At 66.6% G+C, this 16,787-nt stretch carries 16 protein-coding genes; 4 read left to right on the forward strand and 12 right to left on the reverse strand.

Annotated elements, in window-relative coordinates:
- Window positions 1-145: 145 nt before the first annotated feature.
- The 5 genes from ACSFA5_RS26700 to hppD all read right to left on the reverse strand — a co-directional run bounded on the left by ACSFA5_RS26700 (window position 146) and on the right by hppD (window position 5,776).
- Complete coding sequence (locus ACSFA5_RS26700; protein WP_435447071.1) at window positions 146-1,081, reverse strand: MBL fold metallo-hydrolase; 936 nt, start codon at window positions 1,079-1,081, stop codon at window positions 146-148.
- On the reverse strand, window positions 1,082-2,773 hold the full coding sequence (locus ACSFA5_RS26705; protein WP_435447072.1) for an AMP-binding protein: 1,692 nt from the start codon (window positions 2,771-2,773) through the stop codon (window positions 1,082-1,084).
- A gap of 124 nt (window positions 2,774-2,897) precedes the next feature.
- Window positions 2,898-3,773, reverse strand: a complete 876-nt coding sequence (phhA, locus tag ACSFA5_RS26710; RefSeq protein ID WP_435447073.1) for a phenylalanine 4-monooxygenase — start codon at window positions 3,771-3,773, stop codon at window positions 2,898-2,900.
- A gap of 19 nt (window positions 3,774-3,792) precedes the next feature.
- Entirely contained in the window at window positions 3,793-4,617 is an 825-nt protein-coding gene (locus ACSFA5_RS26715; RefSeq protein ID WP_435447074.1) for a transporter substrate-binding domain-containing protein, read from the reverse strand.
- A 31-nt stretch (window positions 4,618-4,648) separates the two neighbouring features.
- The gene (gene hppD / locus ACSFA5_RS26720; protein ID WP_435447075.1) at window positions 4,649-5,776 is read right to left on the reverse strand and encodes a 4-hydroxyphenylpyruvate dioxygenase; all 1,128 of its coding nucleotides are present in this window, start codon (window positions 5,774-5,776) and stop codon (window positions 4,649-4,651) included.
- Window positions 5,777-5,933: 157 nt separating this feature from the next.
- On the opposite strand from hppD, the gene ACSFA5_RS26725 reads away from it, so the two are divergent.
- From ACSFA5_RS26725 to lnt, 4 genes are all read left to right on the forward strand, one after another.
- The gene (locus ACSFA5_RS26725; RefSeq protein WP_435447076.1) at window positions 5,934-6,407 is read left to right on the forward strand and encodes an Lrp/AsnC family transcriptional regulator; all 474 of its coding nucleotides are present in this window, start codon (window positions 5,934-5,936) and stop codon (window positions 6,405-6,407) included.
- 108 nt (window positions 6,408-6,515) lie between these two features.
- Window positions 6,516-7,244 carry a GNAT family N-acetyltransferase gene (locus ACSFA5_RS26730; protein ID WP_435447077.1) on the forward strand — a complete coding sequence of 243 codons (729 nt, stop codon included), beginning with the start codon at window positions 6,516-6,518 and terminating at the stop codon, window positions 7,242-7,244.
- A gap of 100 nt (window positions 7,245-7,344) precedes the next feature.
- Window positions 7,345-8,223 (forward strand): HlyC/CorC family transporter, encoded by an 879-nt coding sequence (locus ACSFA5_RS26735; protein ID WP_435447078.1) that lies wholly within the window; start codon window positions 7,345-7,347, stop codon window positions 8,221-8,223.
- Window positions 8,223-9,821: an apolipoprotein N-acyltransferase gene (lnt, locus tag ACSFA5_RS26740; RefSeq protein ID WP_435447079.1), complete on the forward strand. Its 1,599-nt coding sequence runs from the start codon at window positions 8,223-8,225 to the stop codon at window positions 9,819-9,821. Before ACSFA5_RS26735 ends, lnt begins: the two co-directional genes overlap by 1 nt.
- Before the next feature lie 3 nt (window positions 9,822-9,824).
- Here the strand turns inward: lnt and ACSFA5_RS26745 are convergent, their stop codons facing one another.
- From ACSFA5_RS26745 to ACSFA5_RS26775, 7 genes are all read right to left on the reverse strand, one after another.
- Window positions 9,825-11,195 carry an FAD-binding oxidoreductase gene (locus ACSFA5_RS26745; RefSeq protein WP_435447080.1) on the reverse strand — a complete coding sequence of 457 codons (1,371 nt, stop codon included), beginning with the start codon at window positions 11,193-11,195 and terminating at the stop codon, window positions 9,825-9,827.
- A gap of 8 nt (window positions 11,196-11,203) precedes the next feature.
- On the reverse strand, window positions 11,204-12,022 hold the full coding sequence (locus ACSFA5_RS26750) for an ABC transporter permease (protein ID WP_435447081.1): 819 nt from the start codon (window positions 12,020-12,022) through the stop codon (window positions 11,204-11,206).
- Complete coding sequence (locus ACSFA5_RS26755) at window positions 12,019-12,861, reverse strand: ABC transporter ATP-binding protein (RefSeq protein ID WP_435447082.1); 843 nt, start codon at window positions 12,859-12,861, stop codon at window positions 12,019-12,021. The genes ACSFA5_RS26750 and ACSFA5_RS26755 overlap by 4 nt, the downstream gene beginning before the upstream one ends.
- 70 nt (window positions 12,862-12,931) lie before the next feature.
- Complete coding sequence (locus tag ACSFA5_RS26760; RefSeq protein WP_435447083.1) at window positions 12,932-13,915, reverse strand: ABC transporter substrate-binding protein; 984 nt, start codon at window positions 13,913-13,915, stop codon at window positions 12,932-12,934.
- A gap of 70 nt (window positions 13,916-13,985) precedes the next feature.
- A complete protein-coding gene (locus ACSFA5_RS26765; protein ID WP_435447084.1) occupies window positions 13,986-14,849 on the reverse strand; it encodes a creatininase family protein in 864 nt (287 codons plus the stop codon).
- A 57-nt stretch (window positions 14,850-14,906) separates the two neighbouring features.
- The gene (locus tag ACSFA5_RS26770; RefSeq protein ID WP_435447085.1) at window positions 14,907-16,202 is read right to left on the reverse strand and encodes an amidohydrolase family protein; all 1,296 of its coding nucleotides are present in this window, start codon (window positions 16,200-16,202) and stop codon (window positions 14,907-14,909) included.
- Window positions 16,199-16,786 carry an NAD(P)H-dependent oxidoreductase gene (locus tag ACSFA5_RS26775; RefSeq protein WP_435447086.1) on the reverse strand — a complete coding sequence of 196 codons (588 nt, stop codon included), beginning with the start codon at window positions 16,784-16,786 and terminating at the stop codon, window positions 16,199-16,201. Before ACSFA5_RS26775 ends, ACSFA5_RS26770 begins: the two co-directional genes overlap by 4 nt.
- Window position 16,787: the final 1 nt, after the last annotated feature.

Genomic DNA, 16,787 nt, shown 5'->3' on the forward strand with positions numbered 1-16,787 from the left:
GGACAGTGAAACGACTCAGCGCCGATGATAGTGCGGGTTCCCGTGTGAAAGTAGGTCATCGTCAGGCTCTTACAGCCCAGAAAACCCCAGTCAGTGATGACTGGGGTTTTTTGCTTTGCGGCGGCTGAAAGACAATTTTGACGGCTCAGGCGTTGTGAACAAATGAGCGATCCATTGAAGCCGCACCGACAACAATCAATTCATCCAAGATATCGCGTGTCAATCGCTCCAATTCAACGTCGCTAAAAAAGCGCGCGTGAATGCTCGCGAGATAGGGCGTGCTTTTCAGCCAGCCGTCCCACTGATCAAGTCGAATTGACTGCAGTTCGAGCAGCTTGAATTTCATCAGCACCTTGATGGCGTGCCGTGCGTGCTTCACAGGATTGCGGCGCAGACCATCGAGCCGACGACGTGCAATGGCCAAGGATGTGTCGACATCGCCGAAGACGGCGCCGTGCCCAGGAATGACCTGACGCGGCGCCAACGTCTCGATCAAATCCAGCGTGGCAGCCATATCCCCGAAAGAGGGCTCGCCAGCCAGCTCCGGAAATGCCACACCGAACCCACTCTCCCATAAAGCATCTGCAGAAATCAGCGTTAGAGAGATCGGCTCGAACAGAATGACCGAGTGAGGATCGTGCCCTGGCGCTGCATGAATCTGCCAGTGACGATCACCCAGCAAGCAATCCGTCCCCGGCCGCAGCAAGCCAGTCGCCCCGAACTGCGGACAGACCTGCCCGGTTGCCACAAAACTCAGTGCTTCTTCGTCCCACCGCTCGACGAACTGAGCCTCTCCCGGCGGAATGTCGGTGCAAACCCCGGGGTAGCGCGCCTGCAACGCCGCATTTCCTCCGCAGTGATCGCTATGAAGGTGCGTGTTCAGGATGCGGTCGAGCGGCCGCTCGACCAGCACTGACGCGATCAGCGCCAACGTCTGCTCGGCATGCGTCGAGTACCCGGTATCGACCACCGCGGTCTCCTCGCTTCCCACGAACAGCACATTGTTCGACGACAGCCAGCCCCGCTCGAACACCACGACATTCGCTGGCAATCCGGCGCCCGCCGCTGAATGGCCGCTCATTCAGGCGCTCACACTGGAGCGAAGTTCACGACGCAGGATCTTGCCGACGTTGGTCTTTGGCAGCGACTCCCTGAACTCGATGTGTTTTGGTCGCTTGTAGCCAGTGAGTTGGGAGTGGCAGTACTGAAGCACGGCCTCTTCGGTGAGCGCGGTATCCCGGCGAACCACGAACACCTTGATGGCCTCGCCCTGCTTCTCGTCCGGCACGCCGACGGCTGCACATTCCACCACGCCAGGACACAGCGAAATCACATTCTCGAGCTCGTTCGGAAATACGTTGAAACCGCTCACCAGGATCATGTCCTTCTTGCGATCGACGATGCGGCTGTAGCCATCTTCTTGCATCACGGCGATATCACCCGTGCGCATGAAGCCATCTGCCGTGAACGCCGCCGCAGTCTCCGCTGGCTGGTTGTAGTAGCCGGTCATCACGTTCGGCCCCTTGATGCAGAGTTCGCCAGACTGACCCACGGGCACTGAATTCCCGTCGTCGTCCTTGATCGCAATCTCGATGCTCGGCAACGGGAGCCCGATAGTCCCGGTGAAGCTGGTGTTCGACACCGGATTGTTGGTGCCGATCGCGCAGGTTTCGCTCATGCCCCAGCCCTCGATCATTGGACAGCCTGTGGCCTCGAACCACTTTCGCGCTGTGCCTTCCGAGGCGGCCATGCCGCCTGCTTGCGAGACAAACAGCGTGGAGAAATCGACGGTCTTGAACTCCGGGTGCATCAGCAGCGCATTGAACAGCGTGTTCACCGCCGGCAACATGTGGAACGGCCGCTTCTTCAGCACCGCGATGAACTTGTTGAAGTCGCGCGGGTTCGGAATCAGCGTCATGTGCGAGCCCTGGCGGATCACCAGCAGGCACAGGGTCAGAGCGAAGATGTGATACAGCGGCAGCGCCGCGATGCTGTTGACCTTTGCCAGGTCTCCGGCGCGTGCCAGCGCTGGCGTGAACCAGGCTTCGGCTTGCAACGTGGCCGCGGCAATGTTCCGGTGCGTCAGCACAGCGCCTTTCGACAGGCCGGTCGTTCCGCCCGTGTACTGCAGGAACGCGATCGAATCGAGCGTGCTCTGGTCGGGGCCCAGCGTGCGCCCGCGTCCTTCAGAAATGGCTTGGTTGAACGGCGTCACCGTGCGACCGTCGCTCAATGGCAGCTTGTAGGCCGGCACGATCTTCGCCAGATGTCGCACGGCCGTCGTGATCCACGCGCCATACAGCCCGCCCAGAAGATCGCCCATCGACGTCATGACCACATGCTTCAAGGGTGTCCGCTCGATGACCTTCTCGAGCGTGGCAGCGAAGTTCTCCAGGATGACGATCGCCGTGGCGCCCGAATCCTTCAGCTGGTGTTCCAGCTCGCGTGCGGTGTACAGCGGATTCACGTTCACGCAGGTGTAGCCTGCGCGCAGCACCGCGCACATGGTGACCGCGAACTGCGGGATGTTGGGCAGCATAATCGCCACCCGCGCGCCCGGCTCTAGCCCGCGCGACTGCAGCCAGGCGCCCAGCGCCTTCGACAGCGTGTCGAGCTCGCCGTACGACATCCAGCGTTCCATGCACACCGAAAACGGGCGGTCGGCATAGCGGCTGAACGCCTCGTCGAACATGTGAGACAGGGAACGGTACTGCTCGGGGTCGATCTCGAGCGGTACGCCTGCCGGATAGCTGTGTTGCGCGGATGTTTGCATGCAAGCTCCTTTGGCGCGGATTGTGAGAGGCACTGTGCCTCTCCCGCCAGCGGGCTTGTCCTAGGGACCGCGCACGGGATGTCGCGCGCGCGATACCTGCGCGGCGATCAACCCCTCAAAGAAATCAGGCCTTGCCCGACTCCCCCTGCAGCAGCACCCCGGCCTCGACGTCGGACGCCAACGCCAGCGATTCGTACAGCGACGTGAAGTCGGGTGCCGTCAGGTCGAACAGCTGCGCGAAGCTTTCGATCACGAAGTAGTTGGCCTGGTAGGTGTCGATCTTGTAGCGCGTGCGCATGGTGCGCAGCAGGTCCAGCGGCAGCCGGCGCGGCTCGTCGCTGAGCACCGCATGCCTCAGCTCGCCCACCGAACTCAGGATGCCGGCGCCATAAGCGCGCAGGCCCTCCGGCTGGCGAATCAGACCGAACTCCACCGTGTACCAGTAGAGCCGCGCCAGCTTTTCGCCCGCGCCCAGTTCGTGCGCCTTGATGCCGCCGACGCCATAGCGCTGCACATAGTCGGCGAAGGTCGGGTCGAACAGCATCGGCACGTGGCCGAAGAGGTCGTGGAACACGTCGGGCTCGACGATGTAGTCGAACTCCTCGGGCTTGCGGATCCAGTCGGTCACGGGGAACTTGCGGTTCGCCAGCAGGGTGAAGAAAGGGAGTTCCGGAATCAGGCCCGGCACCGCCACGATTTCCCAGCCGGTCGCGCGGTGCAGCCGCTCGTTGAGTTCGTCGAAGCGCGGGATGCGGTCTTTCACGCCGAGCGATGGCAGCGCCTTGATGAAGGCGTCGCATGCCAGCCCCGGCAGTTGCGCTGCTTGCCGCTCGTAGAGCCGCCTGTAGGTGTCATGGTCGGCCGGCGTGTAGCTCGCCCAGTCCTGCGGGCAGGTGTAGTCGGCCAGCACGGTGCCGCCACGCGAGTAGTCGCCGCGCGGCGGGCGGTCGGAAGCACCGTAGACGGCGGGGGTGACGACTGCGGCGGCGGAGGTGTCCATGAAAACGATCTTGAAAGAGTTACTTGAGCCAGCGGTCCATCGTGCGCTGGAAGTCGCCGCCGGCCTGCTGCAGGTGCAGCCATTGGTCGACGTACGACTTGAAGGCCACGTCGTCGCGCGGCAGCATCCAGGCCATTTCGCCGTACTGCAGCGGCTTGTCGGGGTTGACCGCGCACAGGCCCGGCTTGAGTTTCTGCTGCGTGATGGCCTCGGCCGCCTCGGTCACGAACACATCGGCGCGGTTGGCGAGGATCTCGTCGAAGATCGTCACGTTCTCGCCGTGCAGCGTGAGCTTGGCCTGCTTGAAATTGGCGCGGGCGAAGCGTTCGTTGCTGCCGCCCGGGTTGAAAATGACGCGGACCGACGGCTGGTCGATGGCAGCGACGCTCTGGTACTTGCCCACGTCGGCGCAGCGCGCGATGGGTGTCTTGCCGTTGACCATGTAGGGCGCGCTGAAGAAGGCGCGCTTCTGCCGCTCGGTGGTGACCGACACGCCGCCCACGGCGATGTCGCACTTGCCCGCGGCCAGGTCGGGCAGCAGGTTGGCCCAGGTGGTCTTGACCCACTCGGGCTTGGCGGCCAGGCTGGCGCTGAAGCCCGCCATCAGGTCGACGTCGATGCCCTCGAAGGCGCCGTCGGCCTTCTGGAAACTGAAGGGCTTGTAGTCGCCCGGCGTGCAGATGCGAAGCACCGCCGCCTTCTGCACCGCGTCCAGGTGCGAGCCCGCCACCAGCGGCATGGCCGCCGGTGTCACCAAGGCCGACGGCCCCATGGCGCAACCGGACAACACGGCGGCTGCCGCCGCGAAGGAAGTCAGACCGATCGAAAACGTGCAGCTGCGCATGCCGGGCTCCTGGAGCAAAAAGGAAGGGAGCTTATTTTGCGGCGCTCAGCACACCGCGGCGCATCTGGTCGAGCTCGATGCTCTCGAACAGCGCCTTGAAGTTGCCGTTGCCGAAGCCGTCGTCGCCCTTGCGCTGGATGAACTCGAAGAAGATCGGGCCGAGCTGGTTCTCGCTGAAGATCTGCAGCAGCAGCGCATCCTTCTTGCCGTCGATCAGGATCTTGCGCTTCTTCAGTTCGGCCACGCTTTCGCCATGCTCGGGAATGCGCTTGTCGACCAGCTCGTAGTAGGTGTCGATGGTGTCCAGCAGCGTCACGCCCTTGGCGCGCAGCGCGTCGACCGTCTGGTACAGGTCGTCCGAGCCCATTGCGATGTGCTGGATGCCTTCGCCGTTGTACATGTCCAGGTATTCCTGGATCTGGCCGGCCTGCTCCTTGCCCTCTTCGTTGATCGGGATGCGGATCTTGCCGCAGGGGCTGGTCATGGCCTTGCTCTTCACGCCCGTGACCTGGCCTTCGATGTCGAAGTACTTCACTTCGCGGAAGTTGAACAGGCGCTCGTAGAAGCTCGCCCATTCGTTCATGCGGCCGCGGTGCACGTTGTGCGTCAGGTGGTCGATGTAGGTCAGGCCGTTGCCCGCGGGCGCCAGCGCCTCTTCGGCCGACAGCCCGGGCAGGGCCTCGAAGTCGACGTCGAAGAAACCGATGTTGCCGATGTCGCCGGGCTGCGCGCCGTTCTTGCCGCGCCAGCGGTCGACCAGGTAGATGATGCTGTCGCCGATGCCCTTGATGGCGGGAATGTTCAGCTCGCCCGGGCCGGCGGTGCCGGCAAAGCCCCAGGCACCCAGCTCGGTGACCTTTTCATAGGCGAGCTTGGCGTCCTGCACGCGAAAGGCGATGGCGCAGACGCTGGGGCCGTGCTGGCGCGCGAAACGCTGGGCGAACGAGTCCGGCTCGGCGTTGATGAGGAAGTTGATCGTGCCCTGGCGGTACAGCAGCACATTCTTGTGGCGGTGCTTGGCCACGGCCGTGAAGCCCATGCGCTCGAACACCTTGCCCATGGCGACCGGATCGGGTGCCGCGTACTCGATGAATTCGAAACCATCGGTGCCCATGGGGTTGTCCCAGGGGGTGAAGGCAGGTGCGTCGGCATGGCTCATGTGCGGTCTCCGAAAGAGGTGGGGATTTCGATGAATAAGGCGCGATGTCGGGGTGAAGTCGGCCGTTCATGTACTGTAGGGCGGACAGCGCTCAGGTTTTCTGCGTTTTTGGGCGCCATGATTGGCTCTTGCGCAGTAAAGCTGCAAAAATAGAGCAATGGAAGCATTGGACAAGATTGATCGACTCATTTTGCGCATGCTGCAAGCAGATGGCCGCGCCACCTACGACCAAATTGCGGAACAGGTGAGCCTGTCGCCCAGCGCGGTGCTGCGCCGGGTCAAGCGGCTGGAGGAACACAAGGTGATCGACCGCTACGTCGCCCTGGTCCCCCCCGAAGCCGTCGGCCTCGGGCTCACCGCCTACCTCAACGTGCGGCTCGAAAAGCACACCGAAAGCCACAAGCGCAACCCGATGGACCTGTTCCGCGCCAGCGTGCAGACCTGGCCCGAGGTGGTCGAGTGCGCGGCGCTCACCGGCGACATGGACTACCTGCTGCGCGTGGTGGTGGCCGACATGGCGCACTACAGCCGCTTCATCATGGACACCCTGCTCAAGCACCCCAGCGTGCAGGACTGCAAGACCAGCTTCGTGCTCGACCGTGTCAAGGCCACCACGGCTGTGCCGGTTTAGCCACATCCGGTTGCGTGAGCGCCACGCGCTTCGGCATTGGGTCACGAATGTGTCCGGCGATTGACCTTGCTGGCTTGTTGATTAAGGGAAAACCCTTACATTCGAACCATGCTCACCGCCAAGACCCTCCTCAAAGCGTCTCTCGGCCTCGGCTCTTTCCTCAAGGCGCCGATGGTCGAGGCGCAACCGCGCGCCACCAGCGCGCCTCAACCCGTGATGGTGCCGATCCGCTCGATCGGCCCGCGCGAACGCGAGCGCATCGCGCGCCACCTGCTCGACCTGACACCGCACGACCGCTACCTGCGCTTCGGCTACGCGGCGGCCGACGAACAGGTGCAGCGCTACGTGGACGGCCTCGACTTCGAGCGCGACGAGCTCTTCGGCATCTACAACCGACGCCTCGACCTCATCGCCATGGCGCACCTGGCTTTCGCGCCAGGCGACCAGCACAGCGACTGCGCCGAGTTCGGCGTGTCCGTCTCGGCGCACGCCCGCGGCCGGGGCTACGGTGCCCGCCTGTTCGAGCGCGCCGTGGTCGTGGCCCGCAACGAAGGCGTGGGCATGCTCTTCATTCATGCGCTGAGCGAAAACGCCGCGATGCTGAAGATCGCCCGCAACGCCGGTGCCACCGTGGTGCGCAGCGGCGCCGAGGCCGAAGCCCACCTGCAGCTGCCCAGCGCCACCTTCGACAGCCGCATGAGCGAAATCGCCCTGGCGCACTACGCCGCGGTCGACTTCGCCCTCAAGAGCCGCGCCAAGCAGTTCTGGTCTTTCCTGGCCAGCCTGCAGGAAGTGCGCAGCGGCATGCGCGCCGCCCGCAGAAAATCGGGCTCCTGAGCCTCCCGCAGGGGCGCCGCACCGCTGGCGCCGCCCGTCCGATGGCGCCTGTCATGTGCAATCCGTTATCCTTGCCCCTCCTCAACTAAGCCCTCCCGCAGTGGCCGAACCTCACCCTGAACGCGCTCCCGTTGAACGGGAAGACAAACGCGGCTTCCTTCAAAAGCTCGCCGAATTCATCCACCCCGGACCAGACTCGCGCGACGAGCTGATCGAAACCCTGGCGGACGCCGAGGACAACGAGGTGATCGGCGCCGAGTCGCGCGTGATGCTCGAAGGCGTGCTGCGCATGGCCGACATGACCGCCGGCGACGTCATGGTCGCCGCGCCGCGCATGGACCTGGTGAACATCGACGCGCCCTACGACGCGTTGCTGCACCTCGTCATCGACACCGCGCACTCGCGCTTTCCGGTGTACGAGGGCGAAAAAGAAAACATCATCGGCATCCTGCTCGCGAAAGACCTGCTCAAGCTGCAGCGCGCGCCGGGCCTGAACATTCGCGCGTTGCTGCGCCCGGCCACTTTCGTGCCCGAGAGCAAGGGCCTGAACGACCTGCTGCGCGAGTTCCGCGGCAACCGCAACCACCTGGCCATCGTGATCGACGAGTTCGGCCGCGTGGCCGGGCTCATCACCATCGAGGACGTGCTCGAGCAGATCGTCGGCGAGATCGAGGACGAGTTCGACATCGCCGAGGACGAGGGCGACATCTTCGGCCTGGCCGACCACACCTACCGGGTGTCGGGCGACACGCCCATCGAGCGCGTGGCCGAAGCCTTCGGCATCGTGTTCGACGAAGAACAGCTCAGCGAAGATTTCGACACCATCGGCGGCCTGGTCGCGCACGAGATGGGCCACGTGCCCAAGCGCGGCGAGCACCACGCCATGGGCGGCTTCGACTTCGTGGTGCTTCACACCAAGGGCGGCGCCGTGCGCTGGTTCAAGGTGTCGCCGGCCCGCGGCGGCGACGCGGCCGACTGATGCCGTTGCCCGCCGCAGCGAAGGCGCGCACCCCGCAAGCTTCCTCCGCCCCCTCCGCGATCGCCTGGTTCCGCCTGCTCGGCTTCGGCGCCGCCGGGCTCGCCCAGGCGCTCTCGATGGCCTCGCCTGCGGGCGGCAAGCCGCTGTGGTGGCTGCAGCTGCTGTCGCTGGGCGCGCTGGTGTGGCTGCTCGACGGCCTGCGCGCGCAGGGCGCTGGCTGGCGCCGTGCCGGCCTGCACGGCTGGCTCTTCTCGACCGTTTGGCTCACCGGCAGCTTCTGGTGGCTCTTCATTTCCCTGCACACCTACGGCGGGTTGCCGGCGCCACTGGCGGTCATCGCCGTGGTGGCACTGGCCGCAGCGCTCGGGCTCTACTACGCCGCGGCCGCCGCATGGTTCGTGGTGCGCGGTCCGAAGGGGCGGGTGGCGGGCGCGCTCGTCTTCGCAGCGTCGTGGACGCTGGCCGAGCTCGTGCGCGGCAGCTGGTTCACCGGCTTCCCATGGGGCGCCGGCGGCTATGCGCATGTCGAGGGGCCGCTGGCGGCGCTGGCGCCGTGGGTGGGCGTGTACGGCATCGGCGCGGCGTCGGCGCTGGTCGCGGCACTGGTCGCGCTGCACCGGCCGGTTCGCACCGTCGAGTTCGCGCAAGGCCTGGTGCTCCTCGCGCTGGTGTTCGCCGTGCCGCACCTGGTGCCTGCGCTGCGCAGCGACGTGCAGGGCGACAAGGGCGCGACCGGCAAGCTCCAGGTCGCGCTGCTGCAGGGCAACATCCCGCAGGACGAAAAATTCGTTCCCGGTGGCGGCATCGAGACCGCGCTGCGCTGGTACGGCGAGCAGCTGCGCGACGCCAAGGCCTCGCTCGTGGTGACGCCCGAGACCGCCTTGCCGCTGTTGCCGCAGCAATTGCCGGCCGGCTACCTCGAAGCCATCCAGGCGCGCTACAGCCAGGGCACGCAGGCCGCCATCGTCGGCCTGCCGATGGGTGGACAGGGCACCTACAGCAACTCGGTGCTCGGCTTCCAGCCCGGCGCCGCGCAGGCCTACACGTACAGCAAGCACCACCTCGTGCCCTTCGGCGAATTCATTCCCACGGGCTTTCGCTGGTTCATCCAGATGATGAACATTCCGCTGGGCGACTTCGCGCGCGGCGGGCTCGCGCAGGCGCAGTTCCTGTGGCAGGGCCAGCGCATCGCGCCGAACATCTGCTACGAGGACTTGTTCGGCGACGAGATCGGCGCCAACTTCAGGGACGAGGCCACCGCCCCCACCATCCTGCTCAACGTGAGCAACATCGCGTGGTTCGGCGACTCGGTGGCCATCGACGAGCACCTGTCCATCTCGCGCATGCGGGCACTCGAATTCGCGCGGCCGATGGTGCGCGCCACCAACACCGGCGCCACGGTCGTCATCGACGCCGAAGGCCGCGTGACGCACGCGCTGCCGCGCCTCACGCGCGGGGTGCTCGAAGCGAGCGTCGAAGGCCGGCGCGGGCTCACGCCGTACGCGCGCTGGGTGGCTCCCTTCGGCCTGTGGCCGCTGTGGGGCCTGGCGCTGGCCATCGTGGCCGCGGCCTTCGTGCTCGGCCGCCGCCGCCGCTGAAGCTCAGGCAGTGCGCGCCGGCTTCACCGGCCAGTCGCGCAGCTTGCCCGGGTTCAGCAGCCCCATCGGGTCGAAACGCTTCTTCACCTCGATGACTTCCGGCGGCAGCGGCCCGCCGGCCTTGCCGTCTTCCACGATGTTCACGTGCGGATTGTTGATGTGCACGTGGTGCGCGCGGTGGATGTCGATGATCTCGTTGAGCCGTTCCTCGGTGCTGAAGCGCACCAGCTGCAGGCCGCTGCAGGTCAGCAGGCCGCCCACGTTGCGCAGGAACTCGACGTGCATCATCACCTCGCCGCCCAGCAGCTTTTCCATCTCGATGATCTGCTCGATGTGCCTGCCGGGAATGAAGCCGCTCTGCAGGTAGGTCAGCGTCGGGTCGATCTTCAGTGCGTGCAGCGTGGTGTGGTTCCAGGTGAACTCCATCAGCGTGCGGTTGCTCTTTTGCACCTCGGCGGCCGTCTTGCGGTAGCCCACGGTACCGCCGTGCGCTTCCACCAGCAGCATCATGGCGGGCTCGTTCGACTCGGCCACCAGCGACAGCACCGTGTGGCAGCCCTTGGGCAGATGTGCCGCCAGTTGCGCCAGGTGCTCGCCGATGGGCGCCGCAAAGAAGGTGACGCCGCGCTTCACGATGCCCGGCGCGTTCGCCAGCTTGTCCGCGAAGTTCAGCGCGTTCTCGAAGTCGTCGAAGGTCACCAGCGTCTCGAGCCACGGGTGCGCGGGTGCCAGCGCAATCTCCAGTTCCAGCACCAGGCCGTTGGTGCCCCACAGGTGGTGCATGCGCATGGCGTCGGGGCCGCGCAGCTCGACCATCTGCGGCTCCGCCTCGATGGTCATCGCGCGGATGCCGATCACGTTGCCCGGTGCGCTCAGCGGCCCGTAGTTGATCGAGCCCACGCCGCCGAAGCCGCCGCCGAAGAGGCCGCCCAGCGTCGCGCTGCGGTAGGTGGAGGGCACGCAGCGCATCTCCTGCCCGGTGGGTTTGGTCTGTTTTTCGAGCTCGCCCAGGCGGATGCCGGCCTGGGCGCGCGCCACGCCGGGCCGCACCCACAGGCAGGCGTTGTAGCCGGTCATGTCGAGCACCACGCCGCCCGCCAGCGGCGTGGTCTGGCCGTAGTTGCCGGTGCCGCTGCCGCGAATGACGATCGGCACGCCGCGGCGCGCGCAGGCGCCCACCACGGCGCGAATTTCTTCCTCGGTGCGCGGGCGCACGACCACGTCGGCGCGCTTGTCTTTCAGCTGGCGCGTGAGCACCGGGCTGAACCACGAGAAGTCTTGCGACAGCCGCGTGACGCGGCCTTCGTCGGTGATCCAGTCGAGGTCGGGGAGTTCGAGCAGCAGTTGCTCGATGACGGATGCGGGAGCGTTCATGGTCAAGTTCAATCCTGGGAAAGTTCGCTCGCATGCCACGAGCCCAGCGCCACCTTGGTGAGCCAGGCCATCAGCACGAAAAGCGCGACACCGGTAAGGGAAATCAGCAGCAGGGCGGCGAACATGCGCGGAATGTTCAGCTGGAAGCCCGCCTGCAGGATCTGGTACGCCAGCCCCGCGCCCGAGCCGCCCGTGCCGGCCACGAACTCGGCCACCACCGCGCCGATGAGCGCCAGCCCGCTGGAAATGCGCAGCCCGCCGAAAAAGTAAGGCAGCGCGCTCGGAATGCGCAGGCGCACCAGTTGCTGCCAGCGCGTGGCGCGGTTCAGCTTGAAGTAGCTCTGCAGGTCGGGGTCGATGCTGCGCAGCCCCAGCGTGGTGTTGCTGATGATGGGGAACAGCGCCACCAGCGCCGCGCACACCGTCATGGCCGCCACCGGGTTCTTCACCCAGATGATGATCAGCGGCGCCACCGCCACGATGGGCGTCACCTGCAGCAGCACCGCGTACGGAAAGAGCGCGGTCTCGATGCGCTTGCTCTGCACGAACAGGAACGAGATCAGCACGCCCGCCACCGTGGCCAGCAGGAACGACAGCACCGTGATCTTCAGCGTGACCAGCAGCGCGCTGCCCAGCGGCGCCCAGTCGGTCACCAGCGTCTGCATCATCAGCCAGGGCGAGGGCACCAGGTAGGGCGGCAGCTCCATCGCCACCACCATCCATTGCCACAGCGCCACCAGCACCACGCCGATCAGCACCGGGTAGAGCACGCGCTGCACGCGCGGCTGGCTCAGCAGGGGGCGGCTCGGCTTCTTCGCGGATGTCATGGCGCCGCCTCCTCTTCGGTGGTGCTGGCGCGCAGCAGGCTGTCCTGCAGCTTCTTGGCGTAGCGCGCGAACTCGGGCGTGACCATGAAGTCGGCGCTGCGCGGATAGGGCTCGTCGATCTGGAACTGCTCCACCACGCGGCCCGGCCGCGCGGCCATCATCACCACGCGGCTCGACAGGAACACCGCCTCGTGAATGGAGTGCGTCACGAAGATCACCGTGAGCTTCTTCTTGCGCCACAGGTCGAGCAGGTCGGCGTCCAGCTTGTGGCGCGTGATTTCGTCGAGCGCGCCGAAGGGCTCGTCCATCAGCAGCAGGTCGGGCTGCGTGACCAGGCCGCGCGCAATCGACACGCGCATCTGCATGCCGCCCGAGAGCGCGCGCGGCAGCGCGTGGGCAAACTTCTGCAGCCCCACCAGCTCGAGCGATTCCGCCACGCGCGCATCGGCCTCCCTGCGCGGCACGCCGGCCAGGTCCAGCGGCAGGCGCACGTTGGTCTGCACGCTGGCCCAGGGCATCAGCGTGGCCGACTGGAACACGAAGGACATCTTGCGCGTGCTGTCGTGCAGCTGGCTCACCGGCTTGCGCCACACCAGCAGGCGACCGTCGCTGGGTTCGAGCATGCCCGCCACCATCTTCAGCAGCGTGCTCTTGCCGCAGCCCGAGGGCCCCAGCAAGGTGACGAACTCGCCCTCGGCGATCGACAGGTCCACCGGCAGCAGCGCCTGCGTGCCGTTGGGGTAGGTCTTGTCGGCCGACAGAATTTCGACGGCGGGCACCGACGGTGCGAGTGCAAGGCCGGGCGGTGGCGCCAGCGTGTGGGGTTCGATGCGATTCATGCGTAGTGCCTTTCGAGAACGGCCGCAACGCGCGGCCGCCTGGTTTCAGGGCTGAACAAGGTCCAGGGGGTCAGGGCAGAACCTTGGCGTCTTTGACGAACTCGGTCGTGTAGGTCTTGGCCAGCTCGACCTTGGCCGGGTCCAGCAGCTTGGCCGTCACCAGGAAGTCGTAGCTCGCCTTGGCGCGCGCGTCGGTCATCACGCCGATGCCCAGCTTGGCCGCGTCGCCGCCGGTGATCATTCCCATCTCCTTGAGCTTGGCCACGCTGTAGGCCAGCTGGTCGTCGGTCATGTTGGGGTTGTCCTTCTTGATCAGCGCGTTGGCGGGCGCCGGGTCGGCCAGGTAGCTCTTCCAGCCTTCGGCCGAGGCCTTCACGAACGCGGCGACCTGCTTGTTGCGGTCCTTCAGCGTCTTTTCCATGCACGACACCGTGGTGGCGTACGCCGGAAAGCCGTGGTCGCTGAACATCAGCACCGTGCTCTTCACGCCGGCCTTTTGAATGGCGTAGGGCTCGGAGGTCAGGTAGCCCTGCTGCGCGGCGTTCTTGTCGGCCACGAAGGGCTGGATGTTGAAGGTGTAGGGGCGCGTCTGCTCGTCGGTGAAGCCGAACCTGGCCTTCAGCCAGGGCCAGTAGCCGCGCTGGGCCTGCGCGCCGATGAGCAGCGTCTTGCCCTTCAGGTCTTCGAACTTCTTCACGTCTTCGTGCGCGATCAGCACCTGCGGGTCCTTCTGGAAGAAGGCCGCCACGTTCACCACCGGCACGCCGCCTTCGCGCACCTGCATCATCTGGATGTCGCTCGAACCCATGATGCAGTCGGCCTGGCCGGCGGCCATCATCTGCGTGATGTTGACCTGCGGGCCGCCCATCTTGATGGTTACGTCCAGGCCGTACTTCTTGTAGATGCCCTGCGCCAGCGCCTGGTAGAAGCCGCCGTGCTCGGCCTGCGCGTACCAGTTGGTCATGTAGGTGAACTTGTCTTCGGCCTGCGCGGGTGCGGCGGCAAGACAGGCGATGGCGGCGGCGCCGGCCAGGGACAGTGCGAAGGAGCGCATGAAATGGACCTCTTGAAGGCTGGGTGAAGTGAAAAGAAAACCGGTGAAAGGGTCGATGCAAGAAGCAGGCTCAGGCCGGCTCGAAGCGCTGTTGAATGAAGCCCTGCTGGTGGCCGCGCTCCCAGGTCGCCTCTTCGCGCACCACCCAGCGCAGCGCGTACAGCTCGGTCAGGGCCTGGGCCCAGCTGTCGGAAAGCGTGTCCAGAATTTCCTCGCCCTGCTCGCGCGTGGCCGTGGTCGGGTCGCCGATGACGCCGCTCGGGCCGAAGTCGCGCGCGGTCCAGGCGCAGGCCGGGCGGCCGTCGGCCGACAGCAGCTTGATGGGAAAGGGCGGCGGAAAGTTGGCCACCGCACGCTCCATGTGCACCGTGTCGGGCGCCAGCGCGAGCATCAGCGCGGTCTCGGAATGGCCCGCATGCATCGCGAGCTTTTTCTCCTGCTCGCTTACCTGCTTGCTCGCCGCGCTGGGCAGGCGGGACACGCCGTGCGGCACGATCACGAAGTCGCCGTGGCGCAGGCGCAGTTCGCGCGCCGCCATCTCCAGCACCTGCGGCTGGCCGCCGTGGCCGTTGGCGAACAGCAGCTTGCGAAAACCCGAGCGGTACACCGACTCGCCGATCTCGATCACGGTGGCCAGCAGCGTGGTGCCGGTCAGCGTCATGGTGCCGGGAAAGTGCAGGTGCTCTTCGGACTTGCCGTAGGTGATGGTCGGCAGCGCGAAGGCGCGCACGTCGGCCGGCAGCTTTTCCAGCGCCTTGCCCATCACGCCCGAGCTGATCACGCTGTCCACCGAGCACGGCAGGTGCGGGCCGTGCTGCTCGATGGCGCCGCAGGGCAGCACGATGACGGTGTTCTCGCGGTCGGGCAGCGCGGCGATTTCGGTCCAGCTCAGGTAGGGCAGGAAGCGGTGGGGCGGGATGTAGCCGTGGAGCATGGGAAGGTCCTTGGGGTTGTTCGGTGTTGTCTGTGTGAGGGGCGGGGCGCTGGCGCGTCAGTCCGGTGGGCCGGTGCGCCATGCCGCCGGCACGCCGCCACGCACCACGGCGCCGTCGCGCAGCACCACGCGCGATGCAGTGCGCGAGGGCCAGCCGTGGCGGTCGGCGTCGGTGAAGAGCACCAGGTCGGCCGCCTGGCCGACCAGCGTGGGGTGGGCCGGCGCCGGTGAGCGCCGCAGCCAGTCGCCGCGGCACAGTGCCTGCGACCAGGTGTCGAAGGGCTCGTCCAGCTGCGCCACCAGCGCGGCCGTGCCCAGCGCCTCCACCGGGTCGAAGCTGCCGAGCCGGCAGAAGGGGTCTTGCACGTTGTCGCTCGCGAACAGCAGCGGAATGCCGCGCTCGCGCGCTTCCTTCACCAGCGTGATGCCGCGCAGCCGCGGCGTGCGCCCGGTGACGGCGTCCTGCAGCAGCAGGTTGGTGGCGGGTAACGACACCACCGTGATCGGCGCGCGCGCCACCGCGTCGAGCGTGGCGAAGGCCTGCGCCTCGGGCTGGGCAGCCAGCGCGCAGATGTGGCCGCAAACCACGCGGCCTTCGTAGCCGATCTCGCGCAGGATGCGCGCCGTGGTCTGCAGGCCGACCGCCGCGGCGTTGAGCTCCTCGTCCACGTGCAGGTCGATGTCCAGGTCGCAGGCCTGGGCCGACACCAGCAGGTTGCGCAGCGCGTTCTCGCTCCAGTTGGTGGAGTGCACGAAGCCGCCCAGCAGCGCATGCGGCCCGGTGGCTTTTACCTGCCGGGCGAGCCGCAGTGCCTGCGCCGCGTCTTCGAACAGCGGCAGCTTGATGAGGCTCACCTGCTCCAGGCGCACCTTGCCGGCCCACGCCTGCGCCAGCTCGGCCATCACGGGCCAGGCCATGGGCAGCGTGTCGGGTTCCCACCAGTCGACGTGCGTGCGCACGTGCGTGGTGCCGCATTCCCAGGCCCACTGCAGGCCGCGCGCGGCGCGCTCGCGCACGTCGGCGGGGCTCCAGTGCACGCGGTCGGCCAGCATCGCATCGATGGCGCCCAGCAGGCCGGGCTGCACCTGCTTCATGCGCGGCAGGGTGAAGGCCTTGTCCAGGTGCGTGTGGGCGTCGACGAAGCCGGGCAGGGCCAGCGTGCCGGCCACATCCCACGCATCCCGGCCCGAGGCGGTGTGGGTGCCTGTGTCGGCCACCGGGCGCACCGACTGCACGCGGCCGCCTTCGATCGCCACGCGCGCCAGCACCGGCACGCCGTCGCGCCGAGGCCAGTCGGGCGGCAGCAGCCAGCGCGGCAACCGCACGTTGTCGAGCAGGGTCGGCGCATTCATGCGAAGCGTGCCATCGCGTTGCCGACCTTCGCCATGAAGCGCTTCAACTGGGGCTCGGTCGCCACGTTCATGTGGTAGTGGGCGTGGTAGTCCACCTTGGCGCCCCAGCCGGTGAGCCGCTTCATGTACCGCGTCACGATCTTGCGCGGCGGGTCCCCCATGTACATGGCCACCCAGCGCGGCCGGCCATAGGTGACCACGGCGCTGATGCGCTTGATGTGCGTGAGCATCGGCTTCACGTTGGCCGGGTCGCTGATGTCGAAGGCCACGCCCGGCATGAAGAGCCGGTCGAAGTAGCCCTTGAGCATGGCCGGCAGGCCGAAGCACCATGTCGGAAAGCAGAACACGATGCCCTCGGCCCACTGCAGCCGGTCCACATAGGACTTCAGCGGCAGCTGGTTGGCCGGCACGTCGTGGTAGCCGAGCCGTTCCTCGCGCGACAGCACCGGGTTGAAGCCCTCGGCGTACAGGTCGCAGTCGTCCACCTCGTGCCCGGCGGCGCGCAGGTTTTTTAACACCTCCTGGTGCAGGGCGGCATGGAAGCTGGTTTCGACCGGGTGGCAATAGACGACGAGCACGCGCATG

It is taken from the genome of Variovorax monticola (assembly GCF_051216855.1).
GTDB lineage: Bacteria > Pseudomonadota > Gammaproteobacteria > Burkholderiales > Burkholderiaceae_C > Variovorax.

Coding starts and splice junctions, on each gene's coding strand:
- ACSFA5_RS26700 (WP_435447071.1), bottom strand. CDS start 1,081: ATGAGCGGCCATTCAGCGGCGGGCGCCGGATTGCCAGCGAATGTCGTG.
- ACSFA5_RS26705 (WP_435447072.1), bottom strand. CDS start 2,773: ATGCAAACATCCGCGCAACACAGCTATCCGGCAGGCGTACCGCTCGAG.
- phhA (WP_435447073.1), bottom strand. CDS start 3,773: ATGGACACCTCCGCCGCCGCAGTCGTCACCCCCGCCGTCTACGGTGCT.
- ACSFA5_RS26715 (WP_435447074.1), bottom strand. CDS start 4,617: ATGCGCAGCTGCACGTTTTCGATCGGTCTGACTTCCTTCGCGGCGGCA.
- hppD (WP_435447075.1), bottom strand. CDS start 5,776: ATGAGCCATGCCGACGCACCTGCCTTCACCCCCTGGGACAACCCCATG.
- ACSFA5_RS26725 (WP_435447076.1), top strand. CDS start 5,934: ATGGAAGCATTGGACAAGATTGATCGACTCATTTTGCGCATGCTGCAA.
- ACSFA5_RS26730 (WP_435447077.1), top strand. CDS start 6,516: ATGCTCACCGCCAAGACCCTCCTCAAAGCGTCTCTCGGCCTCGGCTCT.
- lnt (WP_435447079.1), top strand. CDS start 8,223: ATGCCGTTGCCCGCCGCAGCGAAGGCGCGCACCCCGCAAGCTTCCTCC.
- ACSFA5_RS26745 (WP_435447080.1), bottom strand. CDS start 11,195: ATGAACGCTCCCGCATCCGTCATCGAGCAACTGCTGCTCGAACTCCCC.
- ACSFA5_RS26750 (WP_435447081.1), bottom strand. CDS start 12,022: ATGACATCCGCGAAGAAGCCGAGCCGCCCCCTGCTGAGCCAGCCGCGC.
- ACSFA5_RS26755 (WP_435447082.1), bottom strand. CDS start 12,861: ATGAATCGCATCGAACCCCACACGCTGGCGCCACCGCCCGGCCTTGCA.
- ACSFA5_RS26760 (WP_435447083.1), bottom strand. CDS start 13,915: ATGCGCTCCTTCGCACTGTCCCTGGCCGGCGCCGCCGCCATCGCCTGT.
- ACSFA5_RS26765 (WP_435447084.1), bottom strand. CDS start 14,849: ATGCTCCACGGCTACATCCCGCCCCACCGCTTCCTGCCCTACCTGAGC.
- ACSFA5_RS26770 (WP_435447085.1), bottom strand. CDS start 16,202: ATGAATGCGCCGACCCTGCTCGACAACGTGCGGTTGCCGCGCTGGCTG.
- ACSFA5_RS26775 (WP_435447086.1), bottom strand. CDS start 16,786: ATGCGCGTGCTCGTCGTCTATTGCCACCCGGTCGAAACCAGCTTCCAT.